This is a genomic window from Hahella sp. KA22 (genome assembly GCF_004135205.1).
Classification (GTDB): Bacteria; Pseudomonadota; Gammaproteobacteria; order Pseudomonadales; family Oleiphilaceae; genus Hahella.
Genome location: NZ_CP035490.1, coordinates 3,312,346 through 3,329,464, shown reverse-complemented (window position 1 = coordinate 3,329,464; position 17,119 = coordinate 3,312,346). Strand labels below are relative to the sequence as shown.

17 protein-coding genes are annotated in these 17,119 nt (G+C 53.7%); 9 read left to right on the top strand and 8 right to left on the bottom strand.

What is annotated here, in order from left to right:
• Positions 1 to 24 precede the first annotated feature (24 nt).
• The 4 genes from EUZ85_RS14900 to EUZ85_RS14885 all read right to left on the bottom strand — a co-directional run bounded on the left by EUZ85_RS14900 (position 25) and on the right by EUZ85_RS14885 (position 2,436).
• Positions 25 to 762 (bottom strand): transporter substrate-binding domain-containing protein, encoded by a 738-nt coding sequence (locus EUZ85_RS14900; RefSeq protein WP_127970037.1) that lies wholly within the window; start codon positions 760 to 762, stop codon positions 25 to 27.
• A 121-nt stretch (positions 763 to 883) separates the two neighbouring features.
• Positions 884 to 1,246, bottom strand: coding sequence for a GFA family protein (locus EUZ85_RS14895; RefSeq protein ID WP_127970036.1), 363 nt, complete (start codon positions 1,244 to 1,246; stop codon positions 884 to 886).
• Between the two features lie 52 nt (positions 1,247 to 1,298).
• Positions 1,299 to 1,757, bottom strand: a complete 459-nt coding sequence (locus tag EUZ85_RS14890) for a hypothetical protein (protein WP_127970035.1) — start codon at positions 1,755 to 1,757, stop codon at positions 1,299 to 1,301.
• Position 1,758: 1 nt separating this feature from the next.
• The gene (locus EUZ85_RS14885; RefSeq protein ID WP_127970034.1) at positions 1,759 to 2,436 is read right to left on the bottom strand and encodes a peptidoglycan recognition family protein; all 678 of its coding nucleotides are present in this window, start codon (positions 2,434 to 2,436) and stop codon (positions 1,759 to 1,761) included.
• Between the two features lie 239 nt (positions 2,437 to 2,675).
• Between EUZ85_RS14885 and EUZ85_RS14880 the strand changes: the two genes are divergently transcribed.
• Positions 2,676 to 3,467, top strand: a complete 792-nt coding sequence (locus EUZ85_RS14880; RefSeq protein ID WP_127970033.1) for an ABC transporter substrate-binding protein — start codon at positions 2,676 to 2,678, stop codon at positions 3,465 to 3,467.
• 188 nt (positions 3,468 to 3,655) lie between these two features.
• Positions 3,656 to 5,506 carry a trypsin-like peptidase domain-containing protein gene (locus EUZ85_RS14875; protein WP_127970032.1) on the top strand — a complete coding sequence of 617 codons (1,851 nt, stop codon included), beginning with the start codon at positions 3,656 to 3,658 and terminating at the stop codon, positions 5,504 to 5,506.
• Positions 5,507 to 5,551: 45 nt separating this feature from the next.
• Here the strand turns inward: EUZ85_RS14875 and EUZ85_RS14870 are convergent, their stop codons facing one another.
• Entirely contained in the window at positions 5,552 to 6,415 is an 864-nt protein-coding gene (locus EUZ85_RS14870; RefSeq protein WP_127970031.1) for an MBL fold metallo-hydrolase, read from the bottom strand.
• A gap of 133 nt (positions 6,416 to 6,548) precedes the next feature.
• On the opposite strand from EUZ85_RS14870, the gene EUZ85_RS14865 reads away from it, so the two are divergent.
• From EUZ85_RS14865 to EUZ85_RS14855, 3 genes are read left to right on the top strand one after another with little or no spacing between them, the layout of a single operon-like run.
• Positions 6,549 to 6,932, top strand: coding sequence for a metalloregulator ArsR/SmtB family transcription factor (locus EUZ85_RS14865; RefSeq protein ID WP_127970030.1), 384 nt, complete (start codon positions 6,549 to 6,551; stop codon positions 6,930 to 6,932).
• The gene (locus tag EUZ85_RS14860; protein ID WP_127970029.1) at positions 6,922 to 7,383 is read left to right on the top strand and encodes a hypothetical protein; all 462 of its coding nucleotides are present in this window, start codon (positions 6,922 to 6,924) and stop codon (positions 7,381 to 7,383) included. The genes EUZ85_RS14865 and EUZ85_RS14860 overlap by 11 nt, the downstream gene beginning before the upstream one ends.
• Positions 7,377 to 8,207 carry a sulfite exporter TauE/SafE family protein gene (locus EUZ85_RS14855; protein ID WP_127970028.1) on the top strand — a complete coding sequence of 277 codons (831 nt, stop codon included), beginning with the start codon at positions 7,377 to 7,379 and terminating at the stop codon, positions 8,205 to 8,207. Before EUZ85_RS14860 ends, EUZ85_RS14855 begins: the two co-directional genes overlap by 7 nt.
• An 87-nt stretch (positions 8,208 to 8,294) precedes the next feature.
• Here the strand turns inward: EUZ85_RS14855 and EUZ85_RS14850 are convergent, their stop codons facing one another.
• Both EUZ85_RS14850 and EUZ85_RS14845 read right to left on the bottom strand, forming a co-directional pair.
• Entirely contained in the window at positions 8,295 to 10,385 is a 2,091-nt protein-coding gene (locus EUZ85_RS14850) for a PKD domain-containing protein (protein WP_127970027.1), read from the bottom strand.
• 154 nt (positions 10,386 to 10,539) lie between these two features.
• Positions 10,540 to 11,157 (bottom strand): DJ-1/PfpI family protein, encoded by a 618-nt coding sequence (locus tag EUZ85_RS14845; protein ID WP_127970026.1) that lies wholly within the window; start codon positions 11,155 to 11,157, stop codon positions 10,540 to 10,542.
• A gap of 209 nt (positions 11,158 to 11,366) precedes the next feature.
• On the opposite strand from EUZ85_RS14845, the gene EUZ85_RS14840 reads away from it, so the two are divergent.
• Complete coding sequence (locus EUZ85_RS14840) at positions 11,367 to 12,332, top strand: GlxA family transcriptional regulator (RefSeq protein WP_127970025.1); 966 nt, start codon at positions 11,367 to 11,369, stop codon at positions 12,330 to 12,332.
• Positions 12,333 to 12,354: 22 nt separating this feature from the next.
• On the opposite strand, the gene EUZ85_RS14835 is transcribed toward EUZ85_RS14840, so the two are convergent.
• Positions 12,355 to 13,452 carry an ADP-ribosylglycohydrolase family protein gene (locus EUZ85_RS14835; protein ID WP_127970024.1) on the bottom strand — a complete coding sequence of 366 codons (1,098 nt, stop codon included), beginning with the start codon at positions 13,450 to 13,452 and terminating at the stop codon, positions 12,355 to 12,357.
• A 168-nt stretch (positions 13,453 to 13,620) separates the two neighbouring features.
• On the opposite strand from EUZ85_RS14835, the gene EUZ85_RS14830 reads away from it, so the two are divergent.
• From EUZ85_RS14830 to EUZ85_RS14820, 3 genes are all read left to right on the top strand, one after another.
• Entirely contained in the window at positions 13,621 to 14,451 is an 831-nt protein-coding gene (locus EUZ85_RS14830; RefSeq protein ID WP_127970023.1) for a zinc-dependent peptidase, read from the top strand.
• A gap of 43 nt (positions 14,452 to 14,494) precedes the next feature.
• Positions 14,495 to 15,463, top strand: coding sequence for a hypothetical protein (locus EUZ85_RS14825; protein ID WP_127970022.1), 969 nt, complete (start codon positions 14,495 to 14,497; stop codon positions 15,461 to 15,463).
• A gap of 141 nt (positions 15,464 to 15,604) precedes the next feature.
• A complete protein-coding gene (locus EUZ85_RS14820; protein WP_127970021.1) occupies positions 15,605 to 17,095 on the top strand; it encodes a YdgA family protein in 1,491 nt (496 codons plus the stop codon).
• Positions 17,096 to 17,119: the final 24 nt, after the last annotated feature.

Below are 17,119 nucleotides of genomic sequence, written 5' to 3'. Positions count from 1 at the left end.
CGTCCTGAAACAGGTTGGCGCGCACTACTTCATGCCGTATTTCTTCAAGATCTGATCGAAAGTCCCATCCGCCTTCATTGCCGCCATACCCTTATTCAAGGCGTTAATAATTTCTTCGTGTTTGGCGTTGGCGAGACCGCAGGTAACGTGCAACGTATTGGCGTTCAACGCATTCTGGGTAAATTCAATTTGATCTATCAACCCCGGTTCTTCCTTGGCGATCTGCGAGCGCGCCACCAGTTCGTCTTCCAAGGTGAGGTCCACCCTGCCGGACACGACTTTCTTCACGTTAGGTAGAAAGTCTGCTGTTTCAGGACGCTTGAAGTTAGTGGCGTTGAGGAACTCATCCCCGTATCCATAACCGCGAACAATTCCCACAGACTTGCCGGTCAGACTGTCCATTCCGTTGTATTCAAATGGGTCGCCTTTGCGTTTAATGAATTTGATTTCATTGGTCAGATAGGGCTCGCTGTAGTCGAGAAACTCCGTTCGCTCTTTCGTCCACCACGTGCCGATAAGCACGTCATACTTGGCGTTTTTCACACCATCAATAGCCCTCGCCCAGGGCATGATATTCATTTCCAGAGTGAAGCCGGAGCGGGAAAAAGCCTCGCGAGCCAGAGACACGGCCACGCCGCCATCAGGATCGTTAGGATCTATAAAAGGAGGCCAGGGATCGCCGGCGGCGGTGACGGTTTCCGCGCGGACGGAAGCCGCAAGGAATAACGCAAGGAAGGTCAAAATGGCGGATTTAAACTTCATCGAAGAAACCCTCAATTGATTAACGGAAAATCTATGCGTCCGTTCAATCAAATTATGGTTGAAGGCGCCGGATTTGCCAGACAATCGGGGGTTTTCAGATCTCTACGTCAGTAAAAAATTGTCATTCCTCAATAAATTCCCAGGTATCCGCGCCGTCAAACTTTTTGATTGGCGTGTTCGCAATCCATTTAGGCTCCAACATACGGCAATTTATCGTTATCCGCTTTTCCTCCCAGTTTTCCGTGGAAGTATGGTGCGTCACGCAACCGCAACGCGGGCAATGCTGAAAGTCGATATATTCATCCCCCCAGCGATAGGGTTTCGGCGCCTCCTCCGTCCACACCACATTCACCTCTTCAGGAGCAAAACGTCCCCACAACGCCCCAAGGCGATGACAAATCGAACAATTACAACTCACCAACGCCTCTGGCGCCCGAGGCATTTCTATATTGATATTGCCGCAATGGCAGGAAGCTTTAAGCATATTGAGGTCCTTTTCAGTTGGCGTTGTTTATAACGGTTATTCCATGAATCAGCTACATACAGGGCTCTACACCAAATTGAGTATGCCCGCGATCTTCCCAGCAGCGCCAACTCTGCGTCATCTCAACAAGCACCCAGTTGTCGCTTTTATCCCTTTTCAGAACAATATCGTAGCGATACCCGCTTACCGAATCATCATCGGGGATATTGTCGTTAATAAGCACGACGCTATACTCCTTTTCAAAATCCTTTTTGTTTGACCTGACAGACACCGCTCCCCGCTCATATATTGGCCCGCCAATCAATGAAAGCACGGCAAGAATATCGTTTTCAGCTTGAGTGCTAATTCTCTTATTAAGGTCAGATATATCAATATTTTCTGAGCTCAGCACAGGAATGGAAAAGAGCGCATTTTCATCTGAAGCCACGCGCCAGAATGTAATACACCCTGCAAACGCAGATAGAGCTACAGCCAATATAGCGCCCAACAAAAATGCAAAAGCGTAACGCATCTCATTGCCCTTCCATTGCTATCTGGCTTCTGTAATCAATGATAATTTTAGCCAAATGATCGCCAGGGCATACTGTAACCTTCCCGTCTCGTTTGACTTCACGATGCATTAGAAGCTTGTTTATTTGATACTTATTTTTCAATACGACAATTAATTTAAATAATTTTCCAAGCTGAATTTGAGGCGCATGTGTACTATAAATCCAGTCGTCCTCATGATGATAGTCACCTTGCAGTACTATACCTATTGCCCCCCAATCAGGATCATTCACCGGCCCGCTGACTTTACCTCTTCCTGCGTGACTTCCCATTACCTCAATTGGGCGCCCTTCGAGCACATTTCCCTCAGTATCAATAAAAAAATGATAACCTAACGCAGCATAACCTTTGCTCTGCTGCTTCTTTTCATTTTCCATAATAGAATTTGAGTTATTTGTGTGATGAATAACTATTCGATTCAAAAAACACGTTAGAGGCTGCCAAGACGTATTATAGTAAATAACCTCGTTATACCACCTTGGCTCAAGAGCCCCCCAACTTTTGCGCCCCTTTACAAGTATTTCGCCTATAAAGAAATTATTCCTGACCCACGGCTCCGTTGTAACCACACCATGACATACACCCCGGTCATCACCCCATTCTTCGGGCCTCTTTTTAACGGTATAATATTTTTCATTCATTTATTAATGATCCCTTCCAAAAATAGATAGAAATGCAGATTTCCTTATTTTCCTATGTACCACTATAACACGCGAATAAATATATGAGGCATCAATTACATAAAAGTACACTACTCCTTCAGCACCAACTGAGACAGTGAATTTTTGTCACGTTTGAAAATCTAACGCCTATACTTAATATAGCTACTTGCAGCATCTAATCAGCCCATACAAATTCACCCATCGGGAGGTCCGTTTCCATGAAATGGTTTCTGGTCGCTTTTTGCTGCTGGCTTGCGCCATGGTGTCAGGCCAGGACTCTGTTGGTGGGCATGGAGGAAGCCAATAATTCGCCCTTCGAGTATATCGACGAAACGGCGCATCTTACTGGTTTTCACGTTGAGATCATGCGTGCGGTGGCGGCGCGACTGGGTTGGGATATCGAGTTTCGCCGGCATCCGTGGAAAAGAGCCATGAAAGAACTGGAGGAAGGCGGCGTGCATGCGGTGACCTTCGTCGCCATTTCTCCGGAAAGACAGAAGTTCGCCGATTTTATACCGGACAACCTGCTGCATGTCTCCCGCACCACCCTGTATATCAGACGCGATCGCAGTGACGAAATTCGCTATGACCCGCCGCTGGAGCAGTTCGTCTGGCGTTGGCGCACCGCGGCGGCCAGCGGCTACTACATGAGCGATCAAGTCATTGACCTGATTCGCAGAAAAGCGCCCATTGAGCAACCTACTGTTAATCAGTCACAGCTTTTCATCATGCTGATCAGTAATCGATTCGACGCCATTTTCGGCGCCACCAGCGCCATAGAGAGAGCCCGTGCGGAAATCGCCGGGCTGGATGAGCAAGTGCAGCGTTTGGACGGAGCGTTGTTTCCCGGTAAGCGCATGTATGCGGCGTTCTCGCGCAAGGCGCCGGACGGCATGGCGGTAGAGTTCGCCGAAGCCTATCGCTTATATCGCATGGACAGTACATATGAAGAACTGAAAAAGCGCTTTGGCATGGAAGAGCTCGCTCCCAGCCCCACTGAATTTCAATAATCCAGGGTCTGCCAGACATGGACGTCGCCATGAATACAAAGCGCCTTACCAAATTCCGGTCCCTCCAGTTTTGCCGTTGCAAAACAACGTCAAATCCAAGCGCTCACCACCCAAAGCACTGCTCCACGCAACCTATAATGGCGCATGCAATGGCGCATACCGATATTCCTCCCTCCATAAGGTGATCCATGTCCTATACCCGAGTCTCCACCACGACTTTCCGCTTGCTTGCAGCCTGCCTCATCGCACCGGGGCTGCTCAACGCCTGCTCGAATGAGGACGCGCCAGCGCAGCCCCAAAAAGGGACGCACATTGTCATCGTGGAGCCCAAAGGCCAAGACAAGCAAACAGTCGATACTCACATCATCCGCTCGATTCAGGAAGCGCGGGAAGCTGCTGTCTCCATCAGTGTGGGCGCCAGCGTAGGCTCGGGATTTTTTATCAACAAAGACTGCCTGATTGTGACCAACCGGCATGTGGTGGAGTTTGACAATCCCGCGCTGCAGGAAGTTTCCGCAGCCATGGACAAAGTGGATAGAAAGACCCAGGAAACCCGCGAACGCATCGCAACCTGGGAGAAGCAATATCCCAGATATAAAGGTTCAGCCCAGCAAAGTACGGATCAGGACAGACTGCGCAGCATGGAAAAATATCGCCAGGAGCTGCAGCAAGCTTACGATAAACTGTCTTCCGAGCGGCGAAACGCCAGCGTCCAGGTCAAAACGCTGGATGGCCGCACATTCGCCGCGCATACCGTAGTGAAAAGCGAAGACACCGACTTGGCCTTTCTGGTCGGCGCCGTCAAAGAGTGCCGATACTTCGACGCGGCGGTGAAAACCGATCCAGCAGTGGGACAGCCCACTTATACTGTCGGCTCGCCCGCTGGACTGGAGTTTACCGTTACCTCCGGCATTCTCTCCGGCATCAGAGACTTTGAAGGCGTCACTCTGCTGCAAACAGACGCCGCCATCAATCCAGGGAACAGCGGCGGCCCGCTATTGGACGCCAACGCCAAAGTCATCGGTGTGAATACCTTGCGGCTGAGCGGCATGGAAGGCATCGGCATGGCGATACCTATCGCGACGGTCAAAGACCAGATCAGTCGCAATCTGTTATTGGCGAGCGGCGCCCCAACGCAACCTGCAACGACGACCGCCAGCGCCAAGTTCGACTACGACAGTTACCGCGACAATGCATTGCGCAATGCGCAACCCGTCGCCGTTGACGTCAGCCAGTTGAGCGACGCCTGTGAGCAGGATTACGTCAACTCAATGTATGCGGCGGCCATGAGTTCCTGTAAGACCTCTTCTTCCCATGGACACCAACAAGGACATTTTTACATGGGCAAAATGCTGTTGGAGGGACTGGCGGGACAGCAGGACTATTACCTGGCGGCGGACTACATGAAAAAAGCGGCGGAAACTGGGAACATGGAAGCTCAAATGTTACTGGGGCAAATGTATCAATATGGCGTGGGCATTAGCCCCAATAGCGCATCAGCGTTGAAATGGCTGACGGAAGCCGCCAACCAGAACAGCAAGGAAGCGCTGAACTCACTGGGGTTGATCTACAAGGAAGGGAAAATTGTCTACCGCTCCTATGAGCAGGCCGCCAACTATTTCGAGAAAGCCATCGCCGCCGGCAGCACCAATGCCCTGCATAATCTGGGCGTGATGTATTTACAGGGACAAGGTCTGGCGAAAAATGAAAGCAAGGGGTTTGATCACTTTCTCAAAGCCGCCCAACGAGGTAATCCAGTCTCCCAGTTGAGCGTTGCTTACTGCTATTACAAAAAGCTGGGCGTCAACAAAGACTATGTGGAGGCCTACGCCTGGTTGACCGCCGCTGAACTCAACAAGAAAGGCAAAACCATCTCAGACTGGGACCCGCAACGCGCCTCTGAAATGAAGCAGTTCCTGAAAGGCATCATGAACAGCAAGCAACTCGCCCAGGCCACTGCCATGTCCAACGATTACGTTAAACGCTACAGCAATGTGTCGACGGAGACGTCACTAGCCGCTAAAGCAGGCAAACTCTAAGCGCCTGATTCGCGGACATAGCGACGCCCGTCGCGTCAGGATGGCTCAGCTGATCTGGTTTAACGGGATCTTCAGATAACGGACGCCATTATCAGCCGCCTCGGGCAAGTGGCCGCCGCGGATGTTGACCTGCAGGGACGGCAGCATGAGAGCGGGAGCCCCCAGCTTGGCGTCTCTGGCTTTGCGCTGTTGCACGAAGCCTTCCTCAGAGACGCCTTCATGACACAGCACGTTCTCTCTGCGCTGCTCGGCCACCGTGCTCTCAAAGCGCAACTCGCGGCCATTGGGCAGGTAATCGTGGCAGACAAACAAGCGGGTTTGCGGCGGCAATGACAGAATACGTCGTATGGAGCGATACAGCTCCGTCGCGTCGCCTCCCGGAAAATCCGCCCGCGCCGCGCCGTAATCCGGCATAAACAACGTATCGCCAATAAACACCGCATCAGCGACCACGTAACTGACGCAGGCCGGCGTATGCCCTGGCGTATACATTACCTGGGCGGGCATCGCGCCAATGTGAAACGTCTCGCCATCACGAAATAAATGATCAAACTGCGAGCCATCCACCGCAAACTCCGCCCCCAGATCAAAGATACGCCCAAACGCGCTCTGCACCTCGCGGATATGCTCGCCAATGGCGACTTTTCCCCCTAACTCGCGCTTCAGCCATTGCGCCGCAGACAGATGGTCCGCATGGGCATGGGTTTCCAGAATCCACTCAACTTCCAGTCCGCTTTCCTTCACATAACGGACAATATCCTGCGCCGATTCAGTGCCGACGCGCCCGGCGGCGGAGTCATAATCCAACACCGGGTCAATAATGGCGCAACGGCTATCCCCTTCTCCATGCGTCACGTAGCTGACCGTGTACGTCGCCCGATCGAAAAAGGGCCGCACGATTAAATTCATCTCCATCCCCTTGGCTCTTAAAACTATTAAGTCCATGACAGCAAAGTTTAGTCACTTGGACATTGCGCAATCGATATAGATTAAATATATTAGCTTAGACTGATTTAGAAAACACTTATTTAGATTTAGCTAAATGAAAAAGAAAGTCGCCGCTCCCCATTCTTCATCCCCCACTCCATTGGACTTGATGGGAACCGCGTTGAATGCGGAAGCCGCGGCGGCGCTGATGCAGGCGCTCTCCAATCCGCACCGTCTGATGATTCTGTGCGCGCTGTCCGAGGGCGAGCGCCGGGTCAGCGAACTGAATGAATTCGTGGAGCTGTCGCAATCAGCGCTATCGCAACATCTGGCGGTGCTGCGCCATCAACAACTTGTGCATACACGCAAACAGGCGCAAACCGTTTATTATTCCGTGGCGGAGGGGCCGGCCATGGCCATCGTCAAACTCCTGCACCGCCACTATTGCAGCAATCCTGCCTCAAACCCAACTATTCAAGGAGAACCCCATGACAGATGACGTCTCTCTGCTGCTGCCCAATCTGCGTCGGCCGCAACCGGAGCTTTTCACTTGCGGCCTGCCAGCGCCGGACGACTTCCCACACATCCGGGCGGCGGGGGTAAAAACGGTCGTCAGCCTATGTCAGCCTCACGAAACGCCCCTGTTGAATGCGTTTCCAGTCGACGATCAAGGACTGCAGCTGTTTAACATTCCGGTAGCGGGTCCGCAGGATTTGACCGAAGCCAACGCCCGTGCGCTGGCGGACATACTGAATGAATCGGAAAACTGCCCGGTCCTGGTCCATTGCATGAGCAGTAATCGCGTTGGCGCCCTACTCGCCTTGAAAGCCTTCTTCGTGGATGGCGCATCAGTGGAAGAAGCGCTGGATGCCGGCTGCGCAGGCGGCCTGACTGGCCTGGAACCGGAAGTTCGTCGACTGCTGACCGCCGCCGCACCGCAAACATGCTGATTGCGGCGCTCCTGGGGATCGCCGTAGGCGTATTGCTTGGGCTTACCGGCGCCGGCGGCTCCATTATCGCTATCCCCCTGTTGATGTGGAGTCTCGGCTGGACGCTGCCGCAGGCGGCGCCGGTGGCGTTGCTGGCGGTGAGCGCCGCCGCCACATTGGGCGTGGTGAACGCCTGGCCGCAAGGCTCGGTTCGCTATCGCGCCGCGACAGTGATGGCCCTGGCCGGTATGCTGATGGCGCCCATCGGCCTTTGGGCCGCCCATCGGGCTCCCGTAGACCTGCTGGCGTTAGTATTCGCTGTGGTGTTGCTGGGCGTGGCCCTACGTATGTGGCGACAGGCTCGTCGCGCTCCCGAAGAAGCCAAAGTGGGCTGGGCGACCGTACAAAGTGACGGCACTGAGTTGAAAGGACCCATCTGCCAGCTCAACCCTGATACAGGTCGTCTGCGCTGGACCCGCCCCTGTTCCATGGCGATTGTCAGCAGCGGCGCGCTCACCGGCTTTCTTTCTGGCTTATTAGGGGTGGGCGGCGGATTCGTTATTGTTCCCGCTTTGCGCATGGTGTCGCCGCTACCCTTTCACTCTGCGGTGGCGACGTCGCTGATGGCGGTGGCCCTTACCAGCGCGGGCACCGTCAGTCTGTTCATGGTGAGCGGCAAAACGCTTCCCTGGCTGATCGCCCTGCCCTTCGTCGCTGGAGCCATGGCGGGCATGCTGGGCGGACGTCGTCTGGCGCCGCGCTTCGCAGGACCGCATCTGCAACAGGGCTTCGCCGTTATCATGGCGGGAGTCGGCATGATGATGATCCTGAAGTCTCTGCTATAGCCCCCTGTATCCAGCCATTGCAGACACTAAAAAGCCCGCGGCGATCATTGTCACCGCGGGCTTGTTTATCTCTATTTTGTCTCTGCGTCAGAGCGCGACCTGCAAATACGGCGCGATGCGAATATCCACGCCCGAGCCTTTCTTCAAAGTGCAGGAAGAGTTGATGGCGTAGTCGCCAGCGATGCGCATATACAGCGGCCCGCCACTTAATCCATCCGGCAACTGAATCGTCGTCGTCAGCTCATAAGCGTCCGTCTCCGATTGCGCCACCTCACGCAGCATCTCATTCGCACTCTCTTCAAAACGGCCATCGTTATCCGCATCCAGCCAGATCTTCCAGGTGTTGGACGGCGACGCAGCTAACTTATCGCCTTTAACGGTGATGGTCACAGCGCTCGCGTCAGTGATGGCGATGGCGTTCTCGGTGTAATCCGTACGCAAAGGATCTGGCGCATCGATGACAGTCCCGGCGACGGTCACTTGATCAATTCGTCGGGTCGCCTTCTCGGCCTGATAAAACGCGCAGTACTCATCCGTCACAGATAAAGATTTACTGAAGCGATCAGTGCGGCCGTCAACGTCCGTCACCTGCAGAGACACCTCGTAGGTTCCTTTCTCGTCGTATAGGTGCTGCGGCGACGCCTCTGTCGACACCAGGCCATCCCCAAACTCCCATCGCCAGGAGGCGACGGTGCTGTCGCTACGACTATCATCCGCAAACTCGACTCGCAACTTGTAGCTCTCATCCTTAAAGTGCGCCAGCGTGTCTTGCTCCAGCAACTTTATCTTGACCGCCCGGAACGCCGTCACCACATCCTGTTCGGATTCGTCCATGGCGATCGCCGCCGTGCGCAGACACTGCGCCGCGCCGCGCATGTCCATTTGCGGGTCCCAGCAATCTCTGGCGGCCTTGATATAAAGCTGATACGCCCGTTCAGGACTCCACTTGTTCGCCAGCTGATAGAAAGGGTAAGTCATCATGCCGATACGCAGATAAACGTTATTGCCTGCGTCGTCATAATCAAAATAACTGGCGATCGCTCCGGTTTCAGTCACGATGCGCTCAAGCTGACGCATCCCGTAATTCGACTCTTTAGCGTGCACCCAGTCCAGTTCGCCGGTGTACTCGTATTTCGCCATCGCGCCGGATATATCCCCAAATGCTTCATGCACGGTTCTGGCGTCGCTGCTCATCGCCGCACCGAACACCTTAAGACGGCTGATGCGCGACAAGACGCCATGGCCAATTTCATGAGCGACAATATCCAGGGTCGCCAGTCCGTATGCCACTCCCACAGCGTCGCTGAAATTAGCGTAAGCGCCATCCCAGTACGCATTGGCTTGCCACCAGTCGCCATAGTGAACGCGCAGGCGTAGTTTGCCTTCCAAAGGCGGCTCGCCCAGATATTTGGCGAACATGTCATGGGTCAGCGTTCCATAGAACAGGGCGTCATTCAGAGAGGAATAGGTCCAGACCTCAGTTTCCGCATCGTCCGCCCATATGGTGCGGAAACTGTTTTCCATTGAGGCGCTGCAATCGAAGTCATAGGGAGGGAAGTTTCGCTCATCGATGGTATTCGATTGATCGCCGGCATACCCTGCGTCCACTCCATTCGCCATGTCTATCACTTGCACCAGCCCATTATCGAAAGTACAGCGACCATCATCGGACTTGCTGACTTTCAGCGCAGGTCGATCAGCGCCATAACGCCAACCCGCCAAGGCAGATCCACCCGGGCCCTGGACCTCAGCGTTGCTTTGATAATCCAAAAACTTGATTGCCGCGCCGTCTTTGGATTCACCCGCCGACGTGACGGTATAAGCGAAGAGTTGGGCGTCTTCCTGAGGCGGGTGACTTCCATTAGGTAAAGTGACATGGGTGGGAGCGGCTGAATCCGACTCCGCCACCACACCGCCCAACCGGGTTGCATGGGCGGGGTCCATCCAATACAGACGCACACGTTCTCCCTGCGCCGCCGCTTTAAGTAATTGAACCTCGACGCCGCCTCCGATGGCGCCGACTGCGCCATCCTGATCGCGAAAATAGACTGCGGCGATATTATTGGCGGGAGGGTCCACTTTGACAGGCTCTGAGCCGCCTGATCCCCCGCCTCCTGAACATCCAACCATCCCTAGAGAAACGCTTCCTACCAGCAGAGTTCCAACAACAGGTTTCAAACCGACATCCTTCTGTATGTAATGTATCTGACAGTGCTTGATCGTCTCATTCCGATGTGACGCGATGGTGACTTGTGAGCGCAGAGAATCCCACTGCGTCAATCACTTAGCTAACGGAACGTGGGATCATACCAACAAACATTACAAACTATCATTAAATTAATCCGAAGCGAGCCGCAAAGGGATCGTGGGAAGGATTCCTATTCCATTCATACTCGGCTTCATTCGCCACCCGCTCCGCTGTTTCCGCGTCAACCAGCACTTCGATCAATCGCAACGCCATATCCATGCCTGCGGAAATCCCCGCAGAAGTGAAGCGATTGCGATCCTCCACCCAGCGCGCCTGTTTTACCCATTCCGTCTCCGGACCCTGTGACATCGGCCATGCGAAAGACTGCTTGTTCGTGGTGGCGCGATAGCCATCCAAAAGACCCGCCGCCGCCAGTACACCTGCGCCGGTGCACACCGAAGCCAGAATCCTGGCGCTTTGCGCCTGCCGCCGCAGCCATTCAAGCAACACTGGATTGGCCGCCTGTCGACGGGTTCCTGCTCCACCGGGAACAAGAATCAGGTCATAGCGACGCTCGTCCGCCCAGTCATATTCCGCATAGCCGCATACGCCAGCGGAGCTACGCACGGGTCCGATCTTCTCAGCCACCTGATAAACAACGAAAAATTCATCAGCCAGACCGAACATTTCCAATGGTCCGTAAAAATCAAGAAGTTCAAAACCTTCAAATAAAACCGCTGCGACGTTGATTTTTTCTTTCATGATTCACCTCTCTCCATTAGCGCGTATTGCTTATTGATGTTCACAATCCATGTGGTTAAGACTAAAATAACGCAATACGATTAGACATCGCCGACAGGGACATCATTGGTAACTTTCCGGTCATTTTACTGCAAGATGTTGCGACAGGCGGTGACGGCGAATCCAGTAGCATTCATCGCCACCTCCGCTGACAGCGAGTAACCGCCGCTATGACGCCGCTGAAAATAGGGTTTCTGCTCTTTCCCGACACCCACCTGCTCGACTTATCCGGTCCGGCGCAGGCGCTGCGCACTCTCGGCGATCATAGACCCGGACAAGTGGAGCTGGCTTTCTTCTCCTCTGTTCCGTCAATCGCCAGTTACCAGGGCGTCACCCTGAGCGGGCTGGCTCCATTACCTGCTGACGACATCGTCTTCGATTTGCTTATCGTCAACGGCAGCAAGTACAAAGACGACATGATCAGCGACAAGGAAAGTCAGCAAGGCCTGAGGTGGTTACAGAACTATGCGCAACGCCATCCTCAGGCCGCTATCGCCTCCGTGTGCACCGGCGCGTTCTACCTGGCCCAAGCCGGGCTGCTGCGCAATCGCCACTGCACCACTCATCATGGCCATGTGGACAGCCTGAGGCTGGCTGAGCCCAGTGCAACCATACTGGAGAACCGACTGTACGTGTGCGATGGCCCTATTATTACCTCCGCCGGCGTGACCACGGGAACGGACATGATTCTCGCCTGGATCGCCCAGACCTTTGATGACGACCTGGCGCAACTTATCGCCCGGGAGTTAGTGATCTACGCGCGTAGAGACGGCGAGCAGGCGCAAATTTCCGAACGCAGACGCTATCGCAATCATTTGGATCAGAAGGTTCATCGCTTGCAGGATCGCATTTCCGCCGCGCCGGAGTTGCCCTGGACTGCCGGACAACTGGAGCGGGAAGTCAATTTGGGCTATCGGCAGCTGACACGCCGTTTCCGTCTCGCTACGGGCGTCAGCATAAAGCAGTATCAATTGATACTGAGACTGGAAGTCGCTCAACAATTAATACGGGAGGGGCGTCACGCCAACATCGAACGTCTCGCGGAGACAGTGGGCTTCCAATCTGCGCATGCTTTCCGCAAAGCCTGGAAAAACCGCTTCGGCGCGCCGCCTTCCGCCTATGAAGGAAAAGAGTAAAACATTCTGGGCGGTGAGCGCTTCAATACGGCGGCGCCAAACGCCTGAAACCATGCCACAGGACGATCACCAGAAACGCCAGATTACGCAGTAACAGCAAGGGACCAGGCAGAAGCGGCGCAGGCGGCGTCTTCTCCTCATGAATGGCGAGAGCGACACGCTCCGCCAACCCTCTGAAGTAGTCAGGATTGAAAGGCCAGTCCCTTATACCCTGCAGCCAGGAGGCGGGTATGCCCTTCTCACCAACGCCTGCGCCCAAAATGCCGCCAAGAATCGCGGCAGTGGTATCGGTATCTCCGCCCAACGCCACGATCTGCGCAATCCCCGCGGCATAGTCATGTTGATGCTGGAGCCAGACGTACAGCACTATCGGCATGGTGTGATACATATACCCCGTCACGCCTCGCTCCAGTCCAAGCTGTTGCGCAAACTGCGCGGGTGACAAGCCTTGCTGTAACGCCAATTCCAGACTTTCCAGCAGCGCATTGAATTCGCTGATCGCCACCAGTGTCTCCTTTGACTGCTCCAGTTGCGCGAAAAACCATTGCAGATCTGACTTATAAGAAGCTATCTCGACCTGCCCCTGGACCGCCAAATACGCTGCGCGGGCAGCAGCGATGGCGCCGACCAGCGCTTTCGGGTCGCGATGGGTCAACAGGGTGGACGCCCGTAAATACGCCAGCAATCTCTTTGGCTCGGCCCCCAAAGCCACACCTATAATCGGCGCGCGCATGGCCGGTCCGTTGCCGGCAGACCAGACCCCGCTGCGCCTGGCGGGAAATCCCAGCCACAACTTTATAATCGCACGTCCGGTGGCCAGTCCAACTCCAGCCGGAAGACGCGCCAACCACCAACGCAGACGCCACGCCAGATTCCTGGCGAACTGATCCGCATCGGAGCCATATCGCGCCATCGCGGCGGCGGTCATGGCCGCATGCTCGCTATCGTCGGAAACCATGCCTTTCCCAAAGAGCAAGCGATGCCGCAACGGTCCCGGAAACAATCGCGCCAAACGTTTCGGGCCAATCCCCTCGCACGGCAGGCCGATAGCGTCGCCGACCATCAACCCCAGCAGAGATCCTTGTAACGCCTCACGTTGACGATCATTGTCCTGACTCATGCCTATTGGCTCCCAATTCTTCCACCCTTTTTCTCTTCCCCTCATTCACCGACTGCGGATGACAATCACGTAACCTGTTGTTTAGCCGAGCCCTCACATTGACGTTCAGACGCGCTATCGAGGTACACTAGGTTTCAGTGTAAACCTATAGCGCAAGGCAGTGTTGATATGAGTTGGAAAGAGATGGCGCCTTTTATTGTATTTTTGATCCTCGCAGTCAGCGCCGTAGTGATGGTGATGTGGTATCCCAACCAGCGCCTCAGGAAAATTCGCGCCAAGCCATTTCCAGAAACCTGGGAAGTCATTCTGGAAGCCAACCTGCCAGTCTACAAACGGCTCCCCGACTCTCTTAAACACCAGCTGCAGGGACTGATCAATGTCTTTCTGCACCAGAAAACCTTCTATGGCTGCGCGGGTCTGGAAATAACCGACGAAATGCGGGTCACCATCGCTGGAGAAGCGTGCTTGCTTCTGCTGAACAGGTCCACTAATGAATATAACGACCTGCGCTTTATCCTGGTGTATCCAGAAGCATTCCGAGCCGAACGCGAGGTCGTCAATGACGACGGAACCGCCGCCGTGTCCTCTCACGGTCTGCTGGGAGAATCCTGGAACAATGGCAAAGTAATTTTGTCCTGGGATGATGTTATCGCCGGCGCTCGCGACTTTACGGATGGTCACAATGTCGTGCTGCATGAGTTCGCCCATCAACTGGACGGCGAATCCGGCTCCACCAACGGCGCGCCATTACTGCGAACGCCCACCAGTTATCGTAGCTGGGCGCGCGTATTGTCGGATGAGTTCAATATATTGCGCGACAGCGCCTTCAAAGGGAAAAAGTCAGTCATGGACAATTACGGCGCCACCAACCCCGCCGAGTTTTTCGCCGTCGCCACGGAAACTTTCTACGAAAAGCCCAAGGAAATGGCGGAGAAACACCCTGAGCTGTTTCGCGAACTGCGCAACTACTATTGTGTGGACCCCAGGGATTGGGTATAACTCCCCAGCGATTTTCACTCACACTTAGCAATGATCCCGCGTTATGCCCAGACACCTCCAATCCTCACTGTTTTTCCTTAGTTCACTGCTCAGCGCTGTGTTATCAACTGTCAGCGTCGCTGTTCAGGCTGAGGAATCCACGCCAGCGGCCAGTGCGGCCCAATCAGTCTTCACAGGGCACATCTACGCGATTCAGGAAGATGACCTCCTGAAGTACGTCACGAGGGACGATATCGTCTATACCGTCGATCATGACGCCATTCAAAGAGTGGTGGTTCATTCCAAAAACGATTATTCCGGCGTCACTGTTTACCCTTTGGAAGATTCCGTACTGATGTTTCGTCGCAACGGGTCAGAAAAATACTTTACTCAAGTCAGCATCAAAGAATATCTGGAATACATGGAAAGTCAGGGGCGATGGAGCGTTATGGACTATGATCGCTTCGGTTTCGGAACCTACTTCAATGGCGCACAAAAAGAGAAGGACACCCTCGTTGTTGCGCAACCGGACCCGGTAACTTATGACGAATACCAATGCAAGCAGTTAGACATCACACAACCTGATTCTGTCTCGCCAGAGCTATACACGACGATTCATTGTGACCACTTGGGCATTCCCCGGGACTGGCTGCGATACACTGAGTTGAGAATCCCGGATGAAGTCACCGGTTTCCCGTTCAAAGTGACTTTGCAGATGCAGGAAAAAGCGCCCAAACAAGTTGACGAATCTAAAAAGGAAGCTGAAAAAGACGGAGACAGCGGTCTCGACCCGAGACTGGAAAAAGCATTGAAGCTGACGGGGAAAGCAATCGTCAAAACAGCGCAGGTGGTCAGTAAAATCAATGAGTTCACCTATCGGGTCGTTAAGGTTGTCAACGAGCCGGTAACCAAAACGTCGTTCTTTCAGGAAGAAGATTTTATCCGGGTGGATTCTATCGATACCCTGCGCAGCTCCTTTTCCGACTTTCCCAAATACCACAATTCCGGCGGTTCCCATAACTGGTTCGACTGACGCCGCCTAACGCCCGTTTGGGGGATATAGATAGTCCCCCATATAGACATCCCCGCCAAAAAGGCTAGAATTTCCGCCCTTTGTAAGCTTGAGTCTAAGCCGAATGACTCAGTCACACACCTTCACATAAGTAAATTCGATATGAAAAAAATATGGTTAGCGGCGCCCATCGCCGTTGCAGTGGCCGCGGCTCCCTTTGTCATCGCACATAAAGCCGAACAGAATTTCGACGCTGGCGTACAGGACGTTTCTTCATATCTGGCCTTTAATGGCCTGCCTGTTGAACTGACCGTTCAAAAATACGAAAAAGGTTTTCTGAGTTCCAAGGCGATTAACCGTCTGCAACTTTCCCCCGAATTCCAGAGCATGATGGGTACTGGCGGCGACCAGCCTGTGTGTCTGGACCTGGTGACAGAAATCAAACACGACTATATGACTTTGCTGAAAGGCGGACTGCTGACCGCAACCACTCGCGTCATGCCTTTGCAAAACCAGGCGGACTGCGGCTTAGCGGAAGTCTTCGCTTCAGAAAAAGAACTGGCGGATTTCTACACCAAACAGTTTGGCGAAGAAGGCCCCTTCACGATTGAGTCCGCCTTCAAAATCGATGGCTCCAACACCATCACTTTCTCTTCCAAGCCTATCAACGTGGACAAAGAAGAAGAGGGAAAGTCGATAAAGATTAACGTCACGCCGATGCAGGGCGTTATCGGTGTCAGTCCTGCTCGCGATCACGTGGTGGCGAACATTAATTGGCAGGGCCTCAATGTAGCCGCTCACAATGGTGAAAAAGTCGGCGACGTGAAAGTTGGCTCTTACACCTTGAAAATGGAAGCAAACCAAATTCTGGAACACCTGTGGGCAGGCTCATCCGAGCAGGTTATCAGCGACATCAAAATCGGCAGTGAAGACGGCCAGAACTTCAGCGTCAGCACTATTACGCTGAAAGGCAAAGACACCATCGCAGAAAATCTGCTGAGCAGCGCCGCGTTCATCAATGTGAACGATATGCTGTATGACGGAATGGATGTGGGCTCCATGGCTCTGAATCTGTCCTTCAATAACTTTGAAACAGAAGCCACTAACCGCTTAGTGGGCGTCATCAAACAAATCAACACCCAAACTACCGCTTCCACCGATCCTGACCAGTTTCTGACCGAACTGGAAAACCAGAAAGACATTATTGTGGGCGACCTGATTACCCTGGCGAAAAAAGCGGATATTAAGATCGACAAATGGGAACTTAAGCTGGGCGAAAACAGCTTCAACGCCAACGCAGATCTGCGTATGGATGGCGTTGACCAGCTATCCGCCGACGTTCTGAAAGAACAGCCGCAGGTCCTGATGGCGAACGTGCTGTTAAACGCTGAGGGCAAACTGGATGAAGCCTTGGTTAGCAGCTATGCGGATGTCATGGTCGCTGCTCAAAGCAAGACAATGGAGCTGACTGACGAAGACAAAGCGCAAATGAAAAAGATGCTGCTCATGCAGTTCTCCAACATGGCGCAAATGTATGTCCAAATGGGACTGCTGAACTACGATGAAGCCTCTTCTCAGTACAGCGCCAAAGTCGGCTTCGCCAAAGGCGGGTTAACCGTTAACGGCCAGCCTTTCAACCCGAACGGCGGTTGATGCCGAAAATACCTGGCATACCTT